General features: G+C 69.8%; 17 protein-coding genes. 7 read left to right on the top strand and 10 right to left on the bottom strand.

What is annotated here, in order from left to right; all coding sequences use genetic code 11:
• Window positions 1-9: 9 nt before the first annotated feature.
• The 4 genes from ACZ4WS_RS06330 to ACZ4WS_RS06315 all read right to left on the bottom strand — a co-directional run bounded on the left by ACZ4WS_RS06330 (window position 10) and on the right by ACZ4WS_RS06315 (window position 6,347).
• Window positions 10-1,215 (bottom strand): glycosyltransferase, encoded by a 1,206-nt coding sequence (locus ACZ4WS_RS06330; protein ID WP_467977678.1) that lies wholly within the window; start codon window positions 1,213-1,215, stop codon window positions 10-12.
• Window positions 1,212-2,867 carry an ArnT family glycosyltransferase gene (locus tag ACZ4WS_RS06325; RefSeq protein WP_467977676.1) on the bottom strand — a complete coding sequence of 552 codons (1,656 nt, stop codon included), beginning with the start codon at window positions 2,865-2,867 and terminating at the stop codon, window positions 1,212-1,214. Before ACZ4WS_RS06325 ends, ACZ4WS_RS06330 begins: the two co-directional genes overlap by 4 nt.
• Window positions 2,864-4,126, bottom strand: coding sequence for a glycosyltransferase (locus tag ACZ4WS_RS06320; protein ID WP_467977674.1), 1,263 nt, complete (start codon window positions 4,124-4,126; stop codon window positions 2,864-2,866). Before ACZ4WS_RS06320 ends, ACZ4WS_RS06325 begins: the two co-directional genes overlap by 4 nt.
• A gap of 193 nt (window positions 4,127-4,319) precedes the next feature.
• A complete protein-coding gene (locus ACZ4WS_RS06315) occupies window positions 4,320-6,347 on the bottom strand; it encodes a thioredoxin domain-containing protein (RefSeq protein ID WP_467977673.1) in 2,028 nt (675 codons plus the stop codon).
• Window positions 6,348-6,605: 258 nt separating this feature from the next.
• Between ACZ4WS_RS06315 and ACZ4WS_RS06310 the strand changes: the two genes are divergently transcribed.
• On the top strand, window positions 6,606-9,809 hold the full coding sequence (locus tag ACZ4WS_RS06310; protein ID WP_467977671.1) for a tetratricopeptide repeat protein: 3,204 nt from the start codon (window positions 6,606-6,608) through the stop codon (window positions 9,807-9,809).
• 113 nt (window positions 9,810-9,922) lie between these two features.
• Window positions 9,923-10,264 carry a hypothetical protein gene (locus ACZ4WS_RS06305; RefSeq protein WP_467977670.1) on the top strand — a complete coding sequence of 114 codons (342 nt, stop codon included), beginning with the start codon at window positions 9,923-9,925 and terminating at the stop codon, window positions 10,262-10,264.
• A gap of 6 nt (window positions 10,265-10,270) precedes the next feature.
• Here ACZ4WS_RS06305 and ACZ4WS_RS06300 read toward each other — a convergent pair whose 3' ends face one another.
• From ACZ4WS_RS06300 to mca, 3 genes are all read right to left on the bottom strand, one after another.
• Window positions 10,271-11,410, bottom strand: coding sequence for a Fic family protein (locus tag ACZ4WS_RS06300; protein ID WP_467977668.1), 1,140 nt, complete (start codon window positions 11,408-11,410; stop codon window positions 10,271-10,273).
• Between the two features lie 61 nt (window positions 11,411-11,471).
• Window positions 11,472-11,750, bottom strand: coding sequence for a hypothetical protein (locus ACZ4WS_RS06295; RefSeq protein ID WP_467977666.1), 279 nt, complete (start codon window positions 11,748-11,750; stop codon window positions 11,472-11,474).
• Window positions 11,743-12,624 (bottom strand): mycothiol conjugate amidase Mca, encoded by an 882-nt coding sequence (gene mca, locus ACZ4WS_RS06290; protein ID WP_467977664.1) that lies wholly within the window; start codon window positions 12,622-12,624, stop codon window positions 11,743-11,745. Before mca ends, ACZ4WS_RS06295 begins: the two co-directional genes overlap by 8 nt.
• 175 nt (window positions 12,625-12,799) lie before the next feature.
• Between mca and ACZ4WS_RS06285 the strand changes: the two genes are divergently transcribed.
• Window positions 12,800-13,201, top strand: coding sequence for a DUF4307 domain-containing protein (locus tag ACZ4WS_RS06285; protein WP_467977662.1), 402 nt, complete (start codon window positions 12,800-12,802; stop codon window positions 13,199-13,201).
• Window positions 13,202-13,388: 187 nt separating this feature from the next.
• Window positions 13,389-13,886: a transcription elongation factor GreA gene (gene greA, locus ACZ4WS_RS06280; RefSeq protein ID WP_467977660.1), complete on the top strand. Its 498-nt coding sequence runs from the start codon at window positions 13,389-13,391 to the stop codon at window positions 13,884-13,886.
• 64 nt (window positions 13,887-13,950) lie between these two features.
• On the opposite strand, the gene ACZ4WS_RS06275 is transcribed toward greA, so the two are convergent.
• From ACZ4WS_RS06275 to ilvA, 3 genes are all read right to left on the bottom strand, one after another.
• On the bottom strand, window positions 13,951-14,808 hold the full coding sequence (locus tag ACZ4WS_RS06275) for an ABC transporter permease (RefSeq protein ID WP_467977659.1): 858 nt from the start codon (window positions 14,806-14,808) through the stop codon (window positions 13,951-13,953).
• Complete coding sequence (locus ACZ4WS_RS06270; protein ID WP_467977657.1) at window positions 14,805-15,815, bottom strand: ATP-binding cassette domain-containing protein; 1,011 nt, start codon at window positions 15,813-15,815, stop codon at window positions 14,805-14,807. The genes ACZ4WS_RS06275 and ACZ4WS_RS06270 overlap by 4 nt, the downstream gene beginning before the upstream one ends.
• Before the next feature lie 151 nt (window positions 15,816-15,966).
• Window positions 15,967-17,196 carry a threonine ammonia-lyase gene (gene ilvA, locus ACZ4WS_RS06265; RefSeq protein WP_467977655.1) on the bottom strand — a complete coding sequence of 410 codons (1,230 nt, stop codon included), beginning with the start codon at window positions 17,194-17,196 and terminating at the stop codon, window positions 15,967-15,969.
• 164 nt (window positions 17,197-17,360) lie between these two features.
• On the opposite strand from ilvA, the gene ACZ4WS_RS06260 reads away from it, so the two are divergent.
• From ACZ4WS_RS06260 to ACZ4WS_RS06250, 3 genes are all read left to right on the top strand, one after another.
• A complete protein-coding gene (locus tag ACZ4WS_RS06260) occupies window positions 17,361-17,867 on the top strand; it encodes a MarR family winged helix-turn-helix transcriptional regulator (RefSeq protein ID WP_467978323.1) in 507 nt (168 codons plus the stop codon).
• A gap of 306 nt (window positions 17,868-18,173) precedes the next feature.
• Window positions 18,174-18,674, top strand: a complete 501-nt coding sequence (locus tag ACZ4WS_RS06255) for a sigma factor-like helix-turn-helix DNA-binding protein (protein ID WP_467977653.1) — start codon at window positions 18,174-18,176, stop codon at window positions 18,672-18,674.
• Window positions 18,671-18,919 carry a hypothetical protein gene (locus tag ACZ4WS_RS06250; RefSeq protein WP_467977651.1) on the top strand — a complete coding sequence of 83 codons (249 nt, stop codon included), beginning with the start codon at window positions 18,671-18,673 and terminating at the stop codon, window positions 18,917-18,919. The genes ACZ4WS_RS06255 and ACZ4WS_RS06250 overlap by 4 nt, the downstream gene beginning before the upstream one ends.

The following is an 18,919-nucleotide window of genomic DNA, read 5'->3' as shown; positions in this document are numbered from 1 at the left end:
TGGTTCTTCTCACGCGGTTCTCCTTGCTGTGCGGCTCCCGCCCGCGGGCTTGCTGCTGCGGCGCGGCAGATAGACCAGCGCTTCGGTCCCTGCGAAGCGCAGGACAAAGGTCGTCACCAGGGCCAGTGCGGTGGCGGAGAGAGCGCCCATCCCGAAGTGGTCGACGAACAGGGCGATCAGCGGGATGCGCAGCACGAGATCGGCGTTGGCGAGCAGGGCGAACCGGCCTGCGCGGTCCCACCAGTTGCGGTGCTTGCGGCGCTCGCGGAAGAGAAGATGCTCGATGAGCAGGAAGTTCCAGGCCACGCCGAGCTGGTTGGCGAGGATCTCGGCGGGTACGTAGTGCAGTCCGGCGGCGGTGAGCGCGTACAGGCCGAGCAGGTTCGGTACGAAGCCGGTGGCGCCGATCAGGCCGAAGACCACCATGCGGGAGACCGGCGAGGCGGTGCGCAGCCCGACGAGGTGGCGCAGGAACCGGAAGCCCTCCTGCGCGGTCGACTTGGACTCGCCCGCGAACCGGTCCTGGAAGACGAAGGGCACCTCGGTGACCTGGCGGGGGCGGCTGCGCACGGCGAGTTCGAGGAGGATCTTGTAGCCGAGCGGCTGGAGGATCTCCGCGGTGACCGCGCTGCGGCGGATCGCGAAGAAGCCGCTCATCGGGTCGCTGATGCCGTGCAGCTTGCGCGGGAAGAGCGTCTTGGTCAGCCAGGTCGCGCCGCGCGAGACGGCGATGCGGTAGCCGCCCGCGAGCCCCTCCCGGCTGCCGCCCTTGATGTAGCGGCTGGCGACGACGAGTCCGGCCGAGGCCCGCTCACCGGTGGCCACCAACTCCGGTACCAGGGAGGGCGGATGCTGCAAGTCGCCGTCCATGACCACGATCCAGTCGGAGCTCGCCGCCTTCAGCCCCTCCACGACCGCGCCGCCGAGCCCGCCCACGGGTTCGTCGCGGTGCAGCACCGTGACGGGGAAGGGGCAGTCCTGCGCGGCCTGGGAGATGACCTCCGGGGTGTCGTCGGTGGAGTCGTCCACGAAGACGACCTCGCAGGGCAGCCGGGACGGCACCGACTCGGTGATCTGGTGCAGCAACTCCCGGATGTTCGCCGACTCGTTGAACGTCGGTACGACGATGGTGACCGCGCCCGGTTCGGGGACCTCGGCGGCGCGTACGGCCGGATCGCCCAGCTCTTCCGGGACAGTGCTCTCGAAGCTGCTCATCGACTGCCTCCGGAACTCGCCGTGGTGGTGTCGTTGATGTGCCGGATCTCGATGCGGTCCGCGCCCTTGCCGAAGGTGGCGACCGGCGTCGAGTGCTCGATCGCCGCCTTGACGTTGGGCAGGTCGACCGCGTCGCGCCGTACTGTCGGGGAGGCGACGACGTAGTCGAGGTCGCGCCAGCCGCGCGGCATCGTCTTGGTCACCGCGGGGTCGAGGTCGGCCTTGTAGAACCAGATGACGCCGAGCCCGGGCTGGTATCCGTCGTGCACGAGGTCGAGCCAGAGCGCGTCGTCGACGAGGACCCGGGTGCTCTTGGGGTCCTTCACCTCGGTCTTCAGCCACGCAGAGGCCGCCCGATAGGGGGCGTTGGCGTCGGTGGTCACGGCGGTGTGGTCGCCGTCGTACCAGCGGGGCACGACATAGGCACCCGCCGCCACCACGAGCACGGCCGCCAGCCCGCGGCGCGACCAGGTGACGTACGTCTTCTCCTCCTCGCTGCGCCACCTGCGCAGCACCGCGTGCGCGACGCTGGCGGTGCCTCCGGCGAGGACGAGCGCGAGGAACGGCAGCGCCTGGATGACGTACATCGCGGGCAGGTAGCCGCTCGGCCGCAGCGCCACCAGGGCGAGGATCGCCACGGTGAGCGCGGGTCCGGCCAGGGCGCGCGCGGTCACCGACCAGCGCCAGGTGACCAGGAGCAGCAGGGCGCCGGCGAGGCCGCCGAGGGGCAGCACGCGGTCGTAGTACAGCCAGGAGTGCAGGACGCCGTACGAGCCGGTGCCCTGGTCGAGGATGAAACCGGAGCCGGGCCTGCTCATCTGGTACGTGATGCCGTCCCACAGCGACACATGGCCGGAGCCCTGGAACAACTCGCCCTTGAGCAGGGCGAAGAGCGGATACGCCAGGCCGATCAGGACGCAGGCCGTGATGGCTCCGGTGAGCGCGAACTTGCGGGTGTCACGGTGCCCGTGGCGCCACATGGTGACCAGCAGCGCGGGCAGGATGACGAGCATCGTCTCCTTGGTGAGCACGGCCGCGGCGGCCGCGATGCCCGCACCGAAGTGGTGCCAGAGATGACGGCTCGGCGAGGCCGCCAGGCAGAACGCCAGCAGCGTCCACATCACCGCGATGTTGTCCAGGAAGATCTCGCGCTGGAGGACGACCGACAGCGGCGAGAGCCCGAAGAGCAGCATCGCGAGCCCAGCCGCCCACTGCGGCAGCGAGAGGCGGCGTGCGAGGACGTACACGAGGACCGCGCTGATGGCGCTGACCAGCAGCATCGCCACGCGCATCGAGCCGACGGTCATCAGGGACGGGCTGAGGTGCGCCGGGATCCAGGTCAGCACGGCTATCTGGATCCAGCCGAGCGGTGGGTGGTCGTACCAGTACGTGTAGTGGGCCAGGCCCTTGCCCTGCTGCACGGCCCAGGCCTGGGCGAGGTAGGTGCCCTCGTCGTCGCTGAGGGTGGGGTAGTCGGCGATGTTCCAGCCCTGGACGACGAGGATCGCCGCGAGGAGCACCGCGCACAGGATCAGATCCGAGCGCGAGCTGCGAAACCGTAGGACCGGATGGGCGTTGGGGACGATTTTGGGCGCACGGGGCCGCTGCGCGGGGACCGTGGGTGTGGTCGCCGCGGGGAGGGTGGAGGTCACGCAGGAACGTCCTCTCGGATCGCTTCGGTGAGATGCGCGCCGACATGACTGGTCAACTCCCAGTCGTTGCGCCCACGTTGTTCGCGCCATACGGCCCGCACGGCGGCGCCCGCCAGCAGCACCTGGTAGAAGGGACCGCCGGCAATGAGCTTCAGGTAGTGGATGAAGCGGACGCGGAGCCCGTACTGCTTGCCGAAGTCATGCAGTCCGACGAGCTCGAAGACGAAGGTGACCAGGGCGGTCACGGCCGGCAGGAACGTGATGAACGCGACGCCGACGGGCACGTCGAGGAAGAGCGCGATGGCCACGTTGAGCGGGATGACCACGCCGGAGACGGCCTGCAGGTACGGCGTCATGAGCGTGTAGCGGGCGAGCAACCGCTGTCCGAAGCCCGGGAGTTGCTTCCAGTCCTTCTTCCGGTAGACCTGGAGGAAGCCCTGGTTCCAGCGGGTGCGCTGCTTCATCAGCGACATCAGGCTGCCCGGCGTCTCCTCCCGGGTCACCATGTCGGAGTCGTAGGCGACGACGACCTTCTTGCCGACGCTGGACAGCCGCACACCCAGGTCGCAGTCCTCGGCAAGGCAGTTGGGATCCCAGCCGTCCGCCTCCCGCAGGACGTTCGTCCGTACGAAGACGGTGTTGCCGCCGAGCGGGATGAACCCCTTCTGCGCGTGCAGATGAAGGCGCGAGCGGAACCAGAAGAAGTACTCCAGACAGTTGCGCAGGCTGTACCAGCTGGAGTTGAAGTTGATCAGCTGGACGCCGCCCTGGACCACGTCCGCGTCCGTCGTACGGAACGCGTGGTCGACGTGGGCGAGCAACTCCGGGTGGACCTGGTCCTCGGCGTCGAAGACCCCGACGACGTCACCGCGGCAGTGCGGCAGCGCCGTGTTCATGGCCTTCGGCTTGTTCTTCTTCTCGTGGGTGTCGACGACGACGCGGACCCGCGGGTCGCGGGCCTCGGCCTTCCGGGCCACCTCGGTGGTCTCCGGGTCGTCGTGCCCCACGATGACGATGATCTCGAAGTCGGTGTGGCTGGACTCCAGCAGGCGCTGGATGGTGTGGTCGAGCACGGCCTGCTCGTGCCGCGCGGGCAGCAGCAGCGAGAAGGACAGGCTCTCACCGCCGTCCGGACTGCTGAACCGGGTGGACGCGAGCACTTCGGGCGTACGCCACGCGTGCATCTGCCACCACAAGGTGAAGGCCGCCATCCAGAAGAGCGCAAGCGAAACAGCAGCAATGAAGACAGACGTGAGCAACAGATCCCCCCAGATCCCCAAAAGCCCCCAGTCGCGACAGTGAGTCACACCTGTCGCGTCACGGTGCAGAGACTATGGGCAATCTGTGAAGCGCACGGGTTGTTCTGGTGAAGAGCATGTTTCATCACACTCGGTCGACTAACTGAACAATCTGAACACTGGTGGCGTTTGGGCCGGTTGGGTACCAGCCGTTTCAGCCGCTCAGCGCCGTGCCGAGCCGGTCGGGATCGGTCGTCGGAGCGTCACAAGTGAAGTTACGGCAGACATACGCGGCCGGTTTTCCGTCCACCAACGGTCGGCCGGAAAGCAGCGGCAGCTCGTCACTCTCCGGCGTCCCCACGGCGACGACAGCACCCGGAGCGGTGCCCAGAAGCGCCGTACGGTGCAGGGCCTTTGTGGCCGGATCGTCGCTCGGCCCCACGATCGCGACCTCCCGCGGCCCGTCGAGGAGCGCCTCGGCCACCGCAAGACCCCAGCCGATGAAGCGGGGTGCGCGCGGGCCGAGCGCCTTCACCACGCCCAACGCCCGTTCCGCGGCGGTGCGATGGGACTCGGCACCGGTCTGCGCGGCGTACGACAGCAGCGCACCGGCCGCCGCGCTCCACCCCGAAGGCGTGGCATTGTCCGTGGGATCCTGCGGACGGCGGATCAGCTGCTCGGCATCGCCCGCCGTGTCGTACAGCGCACCCGACTCGGCGTCCGTGAACTGCACGATCACGTGGTCGAGCAGGAACCCGGCGAATTCCAGCCAGACTCCTTCCCCGGTGACGGACGCGAGCGCGAGGAAGCCCTCGGCGACGTCCGCGTAGTCCTCCAACACACCGGCATTCGCCCCGACTTGGCCGTCCTTGCTGGTACGGGCCAGCCGCGCGCGGTCGTCCATGTGCAGCCGTACGAGGAGGTCGGCGGCGCCGATCGCGGCGTCCACCAGGTCGGGGCGCTCGAAGTAGGCGCCGGTCTCCGCGAGGGCGGCGACGGCGAGCCCGTTCCAGGCGGCGACGATCTTGTCGTCGCGGCCGGGGGCGGGGCGCTCGGCGCGGGCGACGAGGAGCCTGCCATGGATGTCCGCGATCTTCTCGGCGTCGAACACGCCCTCGTGCTGCGGGAGTTGGAGGACGGAGGCACCCTCCTCGAAGGTGCCCTCTTCCGTCACGCCGAAGTAGTGCGCGGCGAGCTCGGCGTCGTCGCCGAGGACTTCGCGCAGCTGCTGCGGGGTCCACACGTAGTACGCGCCCTCGACGTGCTTACCGGTCCCGTCGTCGCTGTCGGCGTCGAGGGCGGAGGCGAACCCGCCCTCATTGGTGCGCAGTTCACGCACCATGAAGTCGGCGGTTTCCAGGGCGACACGGCGGGCGAGCTCGGAGCCGGTGGCGCGCCAGAGGTGCGCGTACACCCTGCACAGCAGGGCGTTGTCGTACAGCATCTTCTCGAAGTGCGGTACGACCCACTCACGGTCGACGGAGTAGCGCGCGAACCCACCGCCGAGCTGGTCGTAGATACCGCCGCGCGCCATCCGCTCGCAGGTGTCGGCGGCCATCTGGAGGGCGCCCTCGGCACCGGTGCGCGCGTGATGCCGGAGCAGGAACTCGATCACCATGGACGGCGGGAACTTGGGCGCCCCGCCGAATCCGCCGTGCGCGGCGTCGTACTCCCGGGTGAGCCCGAGCAGCGCACCGGCGAGCTCCTCCTCGCCGGGCACCTGGTCGTCCCCGAAACTCATCTCCCGCCCGGCGAGATCCCGCACGATCTTCCCCGCGACCTCGGCGACCTCGTCCCGCCGGTCGGTCCAGGCGCCGCGCACACCCTCCAGGACCTGCTGGAAGGAGGGCATGCCGTGGCGGGGCTCGGGCGGGAAGTACGTACCGAAGTAGAAGGGCTCGGCGTCGGGGGTCAGGAACACGGTCATGGGCCAGCCGCCCTGGCCGGTCGCGGCCTGCACGGCCTCCATGTAAACGGCGTCGACATCGGGGCGCTCTTCGCGGTCGACCTTGATATTGACGAAGTGCTCGTTCATGTAGGCGGCTACTGCTTCGTCCTCGAAGCTTTCCGTTGCGAGAACGTGGCACCAGTGGCAGCTCGAATATCCGACGCTCAGCAGCACGGGAACGCCTCGGCGCCGCGCCTCCTCGAATGCCTCCTCCGACCAAGGCCACCAGTCGACGGGGTTGTCGGCGTGCTGGAGCAGGTACGGGGACGTCTCATGGGCCAGTCGGTTCGGCATGTCCCCATCCTGCCCGACCACCTCCCGACAGTCGCGGGACGGCCTGCCACTCGGACAGTCGCTCCCGACGGTGCCACCCGATCCGCCCAACGTCATACGGGCTGCACGCGCGAGTAGTCCCAGGAGCGATCTCCCTTCACAAGCGATTGATCTCGAGGTCACAGGAACTGGAACCGGTGATCGTCGACCCCCTCGCGCTCACGTCCCGCACGAAGGACACTCATAGGCAAAGGAGTTGCTGCCGGAGGGGGACGCGACATGCGGGACAGCCATCGGGATGAGGCCGAGCGGCTGTTGGCCCGGGCCGTGGAGGAAGAGGTGCGGCGCTCGGGTGGGCGCGTCGACGGGGGTGTGCTGCTGTCCCGGGCGCGGGCCGCGCTCGACGCGATGGGGGAGACGGCCGCCGAGGAGTACGGGGCGTATACGCGAGCCCTCGACGAGGGGGAGGCGGGCCGGCTGACCTTCGGGCAGCGGTACGCCCAGGAGGGCGCCGGAACTCCCTTGCTGGTGGCGGCCGTCGCGGCGGTCGCGGCCTGCGTGGCGGACCTGGCGTTCGGCACGGGCGCGGGGACGGCGGTCGGTACGGGGGCGACGGTGGCGGTGGCGGGCGCGGCGGCCACCGTGGTCAAGGTGACGGCCTCGCACCTGCCGGCGGCGAGCCGGCGGGCCGGAGCCCTGGGTCAACCCGGCGGCCCGGAGCAACTGCGCCTGCAGTGGCTGACGGCCCTGGAGGTACGGGGCATCCGTCCGTTCCTCGACCAGCAGCGGGTGCTCAGCGCCACCACGGGCGCGAAACAGGGGGCGCCCCAGCTGCGGCGTACCGACAAGAGCGCGGCCGCGCGCCGGCGCAGTGTCCTGGAGCAGTCCTTCGGCCAACTTCCCGAGCCGGACGGCCCGTTCGCGGGCCGCCGGACCGAGCTGTCGCGGGTCGCGCAGTGGGTGCACGCGGCGCGGGCGAGCACGGAGAGCAAACCGACGGTCGTGGTACTGCACGGCGCGCCCGGCTCCGGCCGCAGCACCCTCGCGATCCGGGCGGCGCATGCCCTGAGTGACCAGTTCCGGGGCGCGTGCGTGGTGGACCTGCGCGGCGACAGCCCGGACGACCCGCCGCTGACCACCCGCGACGCGCTGCTCCACCTGCTGAACCGCCTCGGCGCACCGCGCGAACAGCTCCTCTTCCGGGAGCGTTCCTCGCAGGACCAACAGGTCAGGCGGCTGAGCGAGCTGTACCACCAGCACCTGACCGGGCTGCCGGTCACGATCGTCCTCGACGACGCGTCCGACGCAGAGCAGGTCCGGGTGCTCGTCCCCGAGCGCTCGGAGAGCCTGGTCCTGGTCACCGCCCGCAAACCGCTCGACCTGCCCGCCGACCTCCCCGCCTGGGTGCACCAGATGCCCGTCGAGGCGCTGAACGCGGCAGGCGCCGATGAGCTGCTGAACGCGGCGGCGCAGGACGCGTCGGGGCCGTACGACGCCGAATCCGCGGACCGTGTGCGGGAGTTGTGCGGAGGTCTGCCGCTGGCCCTGCGCATCGCGGGCTCCTCCCTCGGCCCCCGTACCCCGCGCCGGCTGGCCTCCGACCTCGCGGCGTACGGCCCGGTGGAACCGGTCGAGCGAGTCCTCTGGCTGCGCTACACCGACCAGTCGGACATGGCACGCAGGCTCCTGCGCCGCCTGGCCCTGGCGGGCCGCGCCTCCCTGGGCACGGCAGCGGCGGCGTCCCTCCTGGCCACGGACGAGCCCGAGGCCACCCGCCACCTCACCGCGCTCTCGCAGGCGGGCCTCATCGACCACGTCCGCGGCAGCCGCTACCGCCTGCACGATCTCGTACGGGCCTTCGCACAGGCCCGCCTCCTCGACGAGGAGGAACCCGCCGAGCGCTCGGCCGCGCAAGAGCGCCTGATCGTGAACTACGCGGAGCTGGCGGACTCGGTGATCCGCCTGGTGGACGGCAAGACGTCCACCCGTGCGGATCAGTTCGGCCCGCACGGTTTTACCTCGCTGGACGCGGCGTTGCACTGGCTGGACGACGAGTCGAGCTTCATCACGGCGGCACTGCGCCACGCGGAAGGCGTGAACCAGGCGGCGGTACTGAACCTGCTGGGCGCCCTGTGCGACTACTGCCTCCTGCGCGGCGACCTCTACCGCCTGGGCGAGATCAGCGAGTTGACGCAGGCTGTCGACCAGGGCCTGCTGGTCCGCTCGGTCCAGTGGCGCACGGGTATCGCGGCCCGCCAACTCGGCGAACTGGACAAGGCGCGTACGACCCTCACCTCGGTCGTGGACCTGTACTTCGAGGCGCACCACGACGCAGGCGCGGCAAGGGCCTTGTGCTCCCTCGGCATCACCCTCCACCACCAGGGCCACCTCACCGAGGCCGCGGCCAAACTCCAGGAGGCCATGGACCTCCAGTCCTCCCCCGACCTGGCGGCCGACCGCGCCTGGACGATGCACGCGCTGGCGGCGGTCGAGCGCGACCGGTCTCGCCTCGCCCGGGCCCTGGAGCTCCTGACCCAGGCCCTCGTCCTGCACCGCGAGAGCGAGTCCGTGCACGGTGAGGCGTGGGCCCACTTCCAGCTCGGCCAGCTGGGCCTGCGCATGGGCGACGTTCCGCGCGCGGAACGCGAGCTGCGCGAGGCCCTCGACCTGTACGGCCGCACCCGCGACCCCCGCGGCGAGGCCTGGGCCCTCACCCAGCTGGCCCGCGCCCACCTCGTCGAAGGCGACGCGTCCACCGCGGTCGCGGGCTTGCGCCAGGCGGCCTCCCGCCATCGCGAGAACGAGGACGCGCGGGGCGAGGCATGGACGATCTACTACCTCGGCCAGGCCCTGGAGGAGACGGGCAACCTGGACCAGGCGGTGCGGGAGCTGGAGCGCTCTCGGACCATGTTCTCGCGCATGCGGGACGTGTACGGGCTGGCGTGCGCGCGCCACCATTCGGCGCGGGTGACCCGGGACCAGCGAGCGGCCCAGACGGGCAGCCTGCGCAACTCGGGCTTCGCCCGCCAGCTCCTGGTCGACGCGCGCGCCGACTTCCAGCGCATCGGCGTGGCCCACGGGGAGGCGTGGACGTGCCTGGAGCTGGCGGTCGTGGACGCGGGAAACGCCCGTACCCAGCAGGCGCTCGCCCTGTGCGACGAGGCGGTGGACCTCTTCACGTCGTACGGCGATCGACGGGGCGAGGACTGGGCCAGGTTCTTGAGGTGCACGCTGCTGCCGTACGCGGCCCCGGGCGGCTACGAGGTCGGCGCGGCGGTGGCCCAGGAGGAGCTCGCCCAGCTCTCCCGCACCGGCCATTCGTCCCGGGACGGAAAACTCGACGACTACATCGAGGCGTACCAGCTGCTGCTGGAACGGGGGGTGGATCTGGACGCCGGGTGGCAGGCGTGGCGGTTGGGGATGGTGCCGGGGCGGCATGCTCGGGAGGTCATGGGGGTGGCGGTCGGAGCCGGACGGGAGTGAAGGCCCGCGTTCCGGTGGTCGCGGGGCGGCTACCTGGGAACGTGGAGCTGTTTCCGGTGCCCTACGACCGCGACCGGTAACTGCCTTACGAAGTGGGCGGATTGGGGGCTGCGATGGATGACGTGCTGCGGGGCCCTGGGCCCCCATTGGCGGCGGACGGCCGCCCCGCGCCGGGCGGTCCGGAACGCCCGTACGCCGCGCTCGTGGATCTGCGGGCGGAGAAGCGGGCGGGCATCGGGTACGCGGGGATCGGCACCGCGCCCGCACCCGTGTCCGCCATCAGGATGCGGTGCGTCGAGGACGCGTATCCGCGTGACGTCCTCGACCACCGCTTCGTCAGCGTCGACGCGAGCGAGGTGTACGTCCACGGAAGCGGGCCGGCGGGTGCGCACTCCGACCATGTGCGGCCGGAGTCCGCGCACCTGCTGCTGTCGCTGGCGGACCACTCGCGCTGACGACCCTCAGTCGTCGTACGGATCCACGAGCCGCAGCGGTTGCCGGACCCGCTCCAGCACGCCCGGCGGGAAGTCGGGACCGGGCACGTAGTAGCGAGCCTTCGTGTTGCCCACGGGTTCGAGGAGCCTGGCCTCTGCCAGCGCTCTGATGTCCCGTACGGCCTGCTGGTTGCTCAGGTTCTCCGCCCGCTGGTACCGGGCCCGCCGCACACGTCCGGCGAGGGCCGCGTCATGGAGGGCCGTGACCTGCCGTTCGTCAAGACCCTTGCCTTCGGCGTACTCGGTGAGGTCGATCCAGCAACGGTTGGAGCGGTCGATGCGATGCTTCACGGACTGGGACTGCTGGTGGTAGGCGAGAAGGTTGAAGCGGAGCCAGGGCGCCGCATCGGCCCCCGGGGTCCAGTCGGCCCCACCGACGCGCTTCAGGACCTTGTAGTACTCCCAGGTGTTGCCCGGCTTGCCCAGCCACGCCTCGACGGAGGAGAACTCGGGGGCCAATACGCCGCCTCGGGCGATCACCAGCGTCTGCAGCGAACGCGACATGCGGCCGTTCCCGTCGGACCACGGATGGATCTTGACCAGGTTGAAGTGGGCCATGGCCGCGCGAACCAGGACGTGGGCATCGAGATCGCCCTCGTTCAGCCAGGCGACCAACTCGCCCATGAGATCAGGAAGCAGATCCGCGTCGGGCGCGACGTACGCGGCGGAGTCCGGGTCTCCCGGTTCGTTGATCCATACCCCGCGCCTGCGCCACTGACCCGCAAGCCGTGCCGGGTGGTGATGCCCCTGCAGCATCCAGTGCAGGGCGTTGAGCAGCGACTTGGAGTACGTGAAGTCGGGGTCGTCGTGAAGCGACTGGATGTACGTCAAGGCGTGCTGGTACGCCAGAGTCTCCGCCTTGTTCTCGTCCGACGTGGCGACTTCCTGTTCGCCGTCGATCAGGTCCTCGACATCGGCGGAGTCGACCTTGTAGCCCTCGATGGTGTTGGAGCCGGCGATGGCCTGGGCCGTCAGCGTCTTGCGCAGCCCTTCGGTCCACTTGGCCGGGGTCTGCCGGACCTGATGCCGCAAGCCCGCGCGCAGCGCGTCGACCTCCTCGAGGACGCGTCGGTCCGTCGCGGTGAGGGCAGGGGTCACAGGCAGCATGACTCCATGATACCGACTGGGTGTCATAGAGTCATGCTGTCAGGCAATCCGGCCCGGCTCCTCAGCCCTTCGCGGGTGAGGCCTTCCCGCCGGAGGCCGAGGCGGGACCAGAACCCGAGCCGGCGCCCTTGCCGGAGGCCGCCGCGTCCTTCTCCGGGTCCTCCTCGAAGGTGACCTTGCCCATGTGCCGGTTCATGGACTTCATCAGGCCCCACACCGCCAGGGCCAACGCCGCGAAGACGATGAAGCCGAGGACGCCGGGGGTGACCTTGTTCTGGTCGACCTCCTTGGCGAGGGGGACGAGGTGCGTCAGTGCCAGGCTTGCGCTCATGTCAGGCATTGTCGCGGATGCCCGCAAAGAGGTCGTCCTCGGGGAGGGAGGTATCGACGAAAGACTTGGCGAGCTCGTACTCCTCGGTCGGCCAGACCTCCTTCTGGATCTCCATGGGGACCTTGAACCAGCCTCCGTCGGGGTCGATCTGCGTGGCGTGCGCGATCAGCGCCTTGTCGCGGATCTCGAAGAACTCGGCACAGGGGACGTGCGTGGTGAGCGTGCGCTCGGTGCGCTCGAACTCCGACCAGCGCTTCAGCCAGTCCCCGTACGGCGACTCCATGCCGCGGTCAAGCAGGGCGTTGTGCAGCGCCTCGGTGCGCGGGCGGTTGAAGCCCTGGTTGTAGTAGAGCTTCTGCGCCTGGTACGCCGGGCCGAACTCCGACTCCGGGTACTTCTCGGCGTCCGCCGCGCCCTCGAACGCCACCATCGTGATCTTGTGGGTCATGATGTGGTCGGGGTGCGGGTAACCGCCGTTCTCGTCGTAGGTGGTGATCACCTGCGGGCGGAAGGAGCGGATGGACCGGACCAGGCGCCCCGCGGCCTTGTCGACGTCCTCCAGCGCGAAGCAGCCCTCGGGGAGGGGCGGCAGCGGGTCGCCCTCGGGAAGACCCGAATCGACGAAGCCGAGCCACTCCTGCTTGACGCCGAGGATCTCGCGCGCCTCGTCCATCTCCTTCTTGCGTACCTCGTGGATGTTCTCCTCGATGTACTTGTCGCCCTGAAGCTTCGGGTTGAGGATGGAGCCGCGCTCCCCGCCCGTGCAGGTCACCACCAGCACGTCCACCCCCTCGGACACGTACTTCGCCATGGTGGCCGCACCCTTGCTCGACTCGTCGTCGGGGTGGGCGTGCACGGCCATCAGTCGCAGCTGGTCAGTCAAGACTCAATCCTCAGTAAGTCGGCCAGTCGGCAAGTCGGCGCCCGGCGTGAATCGGCGCGATGGGCGGCTTCTATAGTGACGGAATCGGGGGGCGAATAATTCCGGGGCCCCGTCCCTGGTGCCCCTTCCAGGACCAGGGCAGGACCTTGGTCCCGGCCCTGCCGAGAGGACGATCATGAGTACGGCGAGCACGCAGCTGCCCGAGGGCCGGTACGGCCGCTCCGCGGACGAGCGCGCCGACCGAAAGCTCAAGATCACCGGCAGCGTGCTGGGGGTGGCGCTACTCGTGGTCATCGGCTGGATCGGTTACGACTACGTCGGCGGCAGCAAGATCAGCGCCGAGGTGATCACCTTCAAGGCGGTTTCGGACAGCGCGGTCGAGGCGCACCTGGAGGTCCGCAAGGACACGGACGCCAAGGGCTACTGCACCCTGCGCTCGCAGTCCGAGGACGGCACCGAGGTGGGCCGCGCGGATTTCCGGTTCGACCAGAGCTCCTCCCGCATCGACAAGGTCGTCACGCTGCGTACGACGGCCAGGGGCAGCACGGCGGAGTTGCTCGGCTGTCACGCGGACTGACACGGACAACACGGACCGTTGTCACCCTCAGCACTTACCCGCTGACCTGCATCGACGTAATTCTGATGTCTTATGTCCTCCCCCTTGGGCCACTGAATTGTTAGGCTCGTGGTTTCGCCCACCCGTGAAGGAACATTCTTCTGGGTAGGGCGATGCTTTGTATTCCCAGTACCTACGAGGAGCACCTGTGACCCAGACCAGCGAGAACGTCACCTGGCTGACCCAGGAGGCGTACAACCAGCTCAAGGCCGAGCTGGAGCACCTGTCTGGTCCTGCGCGCACGGAGATCGCCGCCAAGATCGCGGCCGCGCGCGAGGAGGGCGACCTGCGCGAGAACGGCGGGTACCACGCGGCCAAGGAGGAGCAGGGCAAGCAGGAGCTCCGCGTGCGCCAGCTGACCCAGCTTCTGGAGAACGCCAAGGTCGGCGAGGCTCCCGCGGCGGACGGCGTGGTCGCGCCGGGCATGGTCGTCACCATCGCCTTCGACGGCGACGAGGACGACACCCTGGACTTCCTGCTGGCCTCGCGCGAGTACGCCAGCTCCGACATCGAGACGTATTCGCCGCAGTCCCCGCTGGGCTCCGGCGTCAACGGCAAGAAGGTCGGCGAGGACGCCCAGTACGAGCTGCCCAACGGCAAGCTCGCCTCGGTGAAGATCCTCAAGGCCGAGCCCTACCAGGGCTGAGCCCAGGACCAGCGACTACGGCGATGCCCCCGGCCGCGCGGCCGGGGGCATCGTCATGCCCAGGTCACGCCGTGGCGGATCGGTACTTGCGTACCGCCAGCGTCCTGAATATCAGGATGATCAGGACCGAGTAGATCACCGAGGCCCAGATCGAGTGCTGCATGGGCCAGGCGTCCGACTTCGACTGGCCCGGGTTGGCGAAGAGCACCCGGCAGGCCTGCACGGTGGCACTGAACGGGTTCCAGTCCGCGATGTGCCGCAGCCAGGGCGTCATGTTGCTGGAGTCCACGAACGCGTTCGAGAGAAACGTGACCGGGAAGAGCCAGATCAGTCCGCCGGACGTGGCCGCCTCGGGGGTGCGTACGGAGAGGCCGATGAGCGCGCCGATCCAGGTGAACGCGTACCCGGACAGGAGCAGCAGCCCGAAGGCGCCCATGACCTTGCCGGCGTTGGTGTCGCCGAACGAGCCGACCCGCCAGCCGACCAGCAAGGCGACGATCGCGAGGACCAGCAGGGTCAGCGCGGTCTGCACCAGGTCGGCGAGCGTGCGTCCGGTCAGCACCGCGCCCCGTGCCATGGGAAGCGAGCGGAAGCGGTCGATGAGGCCCTTGTGCATGTCGTCGGCGATGCCCGCGCCGGCGCCCGCGGTGGCGAAGGTGACGGTCTGCGCGAAGATGCCCGCCATCAGGAAGTTGCGGTAGTCGGCCGGGCTGGTGCTGCCGCCGATCTTCATGGAGCCGCCGAAGACATAGCTGAACAGCACGACGAACATGATCGGCTGGATCAGCCCGAAGATCACCATCTCGGGGATCCGGGACATCCTGATCAGGTTGCGCTTGGCGACGACCAGCGAGTCGCGGATGGACTGGCCGACCGGGTTCGAGGGCGCCGCGACCTGCACGGCATCGGTGACGGCGCTCACTTGGCGGCCTCCTTCTTGCGCTTGCGGCCCTTGATGTCGTCCGCCACTCCGTTGCCCTCTTCCTTCTCCTCGGCCACATGGCCCGTGAGCGAGAGGAAGACGTCGTCGAGAGTGGGGCGGCGCAGGCCGATGTCGTCGATCTCGATGCCGCGGGTGTCCAGCTCGCGGATGACCTCCGCGAGGAGCTTCGCGCCGCCGGTGACGGGCACGGTGAGCTTGCGGGTGTGCTCCTCGACGGTGGTCTCGCCCTTGCCGAAGCCGCGCAGTACCTCGGCGGCGGTCGCTATGTGCTCGCGCTCGTGCACGACGACCTCGACGCGCTCGCCGCCGGTCTGGGCCTTGAGCTGGTCGGCGGTGCCGCGGGCGATGACGCGGCCGTGGTCGACCACACAGATGTCGTGCGCGAGGTGGTCGGCCTCTTCGAGGTACTGGGTGGTGAGCAGCAGCGTCGTCCCGCCGGAGACCAGCTGCTTGATGACGTCCCACAGCTGCTGGCGGTTGCGCGGGTCGAGGCCGGTCGTCGGCTCGTCCATGAACATCACCGGGGGCGAGACGACCAGCGCGGCCGCCAGGTCCAGCCGGCGGCGCATACCGCCCGAGTACGTCTTCGCGGTGCGGTCGGCGGCGTCCGCGAGGTTGAACTGCTCCAGGAGCTCGTCCGCCCGGACCTTCGCCGCCTTCGCCTTCATCTGGTAGAGCTGGCCGACCATCTGCAGGTTCTCGCGGCCGGTCAGATACTCGTCGACCGCGGCGAACTGTCCGGAGAGGCCGACCCTGCGCCGTACCGCGTCGGGGTGCTTGAGCACGTCGATGCCCGCGACCACCGCCTTGCCGCTGTCGGGCCGCAGCAGGGTCGTCAGGCAGCGGACCGCGGTCGTCTTCCCCGCGCCGTTCGGCCCGAGCAGGCCCAGCACGGTGCCCTCGGGGACATCGAGATCGACGCCGTCCAGAGCCCTTACGTCACCGAAGGTTTTCACCAGGCCTTCGGCATAGATGGCGCCTGGCATGTGAGTACTCCACGTCGTTGGGGATTTTCACGGAAAGAGCTTCTTATTGCCCGTATCGTCTCGCCTCACAGGTGGCGAGAGACACACGGTAACGCGATGTATCGCGTCACTCAACAGGTTTTTCCAATCGGCGACCGCGGCGGCCCTGACCTCAGTCGATGACCGTGTAGCCCGCCTCGCGCAGCGCCCGGTTCACCTCGGCGCAGTGCTCGTGCCCCTTCGTCTCGAGGTGCAGCTCGACCTCCACCTCCGTGAGCCCGAGCCGTGGGTCGGTCCGTACGTGGCTCACATCGAGGACGTTAGCGTCCACCACTGACAACACCCCGAGAAGTGTGGCCAGCGCACCCGGACGGTCGGTCAGCCGCAGTGTGACCGCCAGATAGCGGCCGCCCGCCGCCATGCCGTGGCGCAGGATGCGCTGCATCAGCAGCGGGTCCACGTTCCCGCCCGACAGCAGGGCCACCACCGGGCCCTCGAAGGTCCTGGGCTCTCGCAGCAGTGCCGCGACGGGGCTCGCGCCCGCCGGTTCGACGACCAGCTTGGCCCGCTCCAGACAGAGCAGCAGCGCGCTGGACAGATTGTTCTCGGAGACCGTACGGACCTCGTCCACCAGGTCCTCGACGATCCGGAACGGCACATCGCCCGGCCGCCCGACCTTGATGCCGTCGGCCATCGTCGCCGGGTTCTCGATCGACACCGGACGCCCGGCCGCCAGCGAGGGCGGGTACGCGGCGGCACCCTCCGCCTGCACACCGACGATCCGTACGTCCGGACGGATCGACTTCACCGCGAGCGCGACGCCCGCGGCCAGCCCGCCGCCGCCGATCCCGACGACGATCGTGCGCACCTCCGGGCACTGCTCCAGGATCTCCAGGCCGACCGTGCCCTGGCCCGCGATGATGTCGGGGTGATCGAAGGGGTGGATGAACACGGCGCCCGTCTCGGCCGCGTACTCCTGCGCGGCGGCCAGCGTCTCGTCCACCACCTGTCCGTGCAGTCGCACTTCGGCGCCGTAGTCACGCGTGGCCGCGACCTTCGGCAGCGGGGCTCCGGTGGGCATGAAGACGGTGGAGCGCACACCGAGCAGCGAGGAGGCCAGGGCGACACCCTGCGCGTGGTTGCCCGCGCTCGCGGCGACGACACCCGCGGCGCGCTCCTCGGGAAGCAGCCCCGCGATACGTACGTACGCACCGCGCAGCTTGAACGAACCCGTGCGCTGGAGGTTCTCGCACTTGAAGTGCACCGGCGCGCCCACCAGCTGGGACAGGTACCTGCTGCCCTCCATCGCGGTCATCCGCGCCACACCCGTGAGCATCTTCTGCGCGCCACGCACATCGTCGAGAGTCACGCTGGGCAAGGAGTCAGCCGTGCTGTAGCTCATGACCACCAGTCTCGCAGTTCACGCGGGCACACTCCCGCTGTGACCACGCTCCGAGACTGGTTTGCGCAGCGTCGGGACGGCCCGCGCCCCGGCCGCGTACCCTGTCCCCCAACCCAGCTCCCCACGCATGAATTGAGCCCCCGGCCATGCCCACAACACCTGAAATGTCGATGGACATGACGACCGTCGGTGAAACCGGTCTTCTCGACACGCTGCAGCACGAGGTCGCCGTGTTCGCGCGCCGTGCCGAACAGACCCGGCTCGGCGGGGTGGGGCAGGTGCGCAACTCCATGGACCGCGCCGCGTACCTGCTGCTCAACCGCCTCGACAAGGAAGGCCCGATGGGCGTCAAGGCGCTCGCCGCGAGCATGGGCATCGACTCCTCGACGGTCACCCGGCAGGTGGCCCCGCTGGTCGACACCGGGCTCGTCAAGCGCACCTCGCACCCCGAGGACGGACGCGCCGTGGTGCTCCAGCTGTCGCCGCGCGGGCAGTCCCGGCTCGACGAAGTGCGCTCCTCGAGGCGTCAGTTGATGGCCGAGCTGACACACGACTGGGCGCCGGAGGAGCGCGAGGCGTTCTGCACGCTCCTCACGCGCTTCAACAGCGCGCTCTCCGCCCGCCAGGCCGCGCAGGGGGTTCCGGTGGCGGAGTCACAGCCTGCTTCCTGAGCGCGGGCGCGTACGCGTACGCGTCACACCGTGCGACTGAGGAGCGGTTCAGGATTCCACGCGGGCGTGGGGCATTTCCTTGGCGCTCACGCGCGCGTACACGCGCGTAAGGCCGGTTTCCGTGATCCCCCGCGGCCGGGCAGGCCGTCTTCGGCCTCCCGCGCGCGTGCATGTGCGCCGGACTCTTGACCGGAAGGCCGCGCCTGGCCTCATATGAGACCGGGTCCCTGTCATACGCGGTGCGGCATGGCGTACGCGGCCGGGGCCCCGTTTTACCTCAGGGTCGCCCTCAGGGCGGGAGGCGCGGTGCGAGAACGGCATGCGTCCCAAGGCGCCCGCCGGGCCCGGGAGTTCGAGGCGTTCGTCGCGGGCGCGGCAGGGCGGCTGCTGCATGCCGCCACGCTGCTCACGGCGGAACCCCCGGACGCCAACCCGCGCGCACGGCGCCTGCTGACGCTGGCCCTCGCCCACACGTACGCCTCCTGGGACCGGCTGCGCGGCGAGGACCCGTACGACCGCGCCCGCCAGCAGCTGGCCGTCCGCTTCGCGCGCACGGCCTGGCACCAGTACGGGAGTTTCGGGCGGTTCCGCCCGTCCGCCGACAGGAGTGTGCTGGCCCGGCTCACCCCCCAGGAGCGGCTGATTCTGGTCCTCAGGATGTACGAGGGTGTCGCCGAGGAGCAGACGGCGGCCCTGCTCGGGCTCCCCGCGGAGCGGGTACGGGCGATCTGTGCCCGCGCGACGGCGACGCTGCTGCACCCGCCGCGCGGACCGGCACCGGCGGTCGTGAAGGTGGCCCCGTCATGAACCAGCCCGAGCGTGAGGCGGCCGTACGGCGGATGCTGGAGCGGACGCCGCCCCCGGTGCCACCCGACCTGTACGCGGACATCGTGCGCCGCGGAGGTCGGATGCTGCGCCGCAGAACGGTGGCCCGCCGCCTGATGTGGCTGCTGCTGTTCGCCGCGGCCGTCGCCTTCGTCGTCTGGGCGACGATGGCCCGTCCGTGGGTGGAGCCGCCGTCGGAGACGACTCCACCCCTCACCGGCTGGTGA

This window comes from Streptomyces sp. NPDC029292, from assembly GCF_055569295.1.
This window is presented reverse-complemented; position numbering and strand designations above follow the sequence as displayed.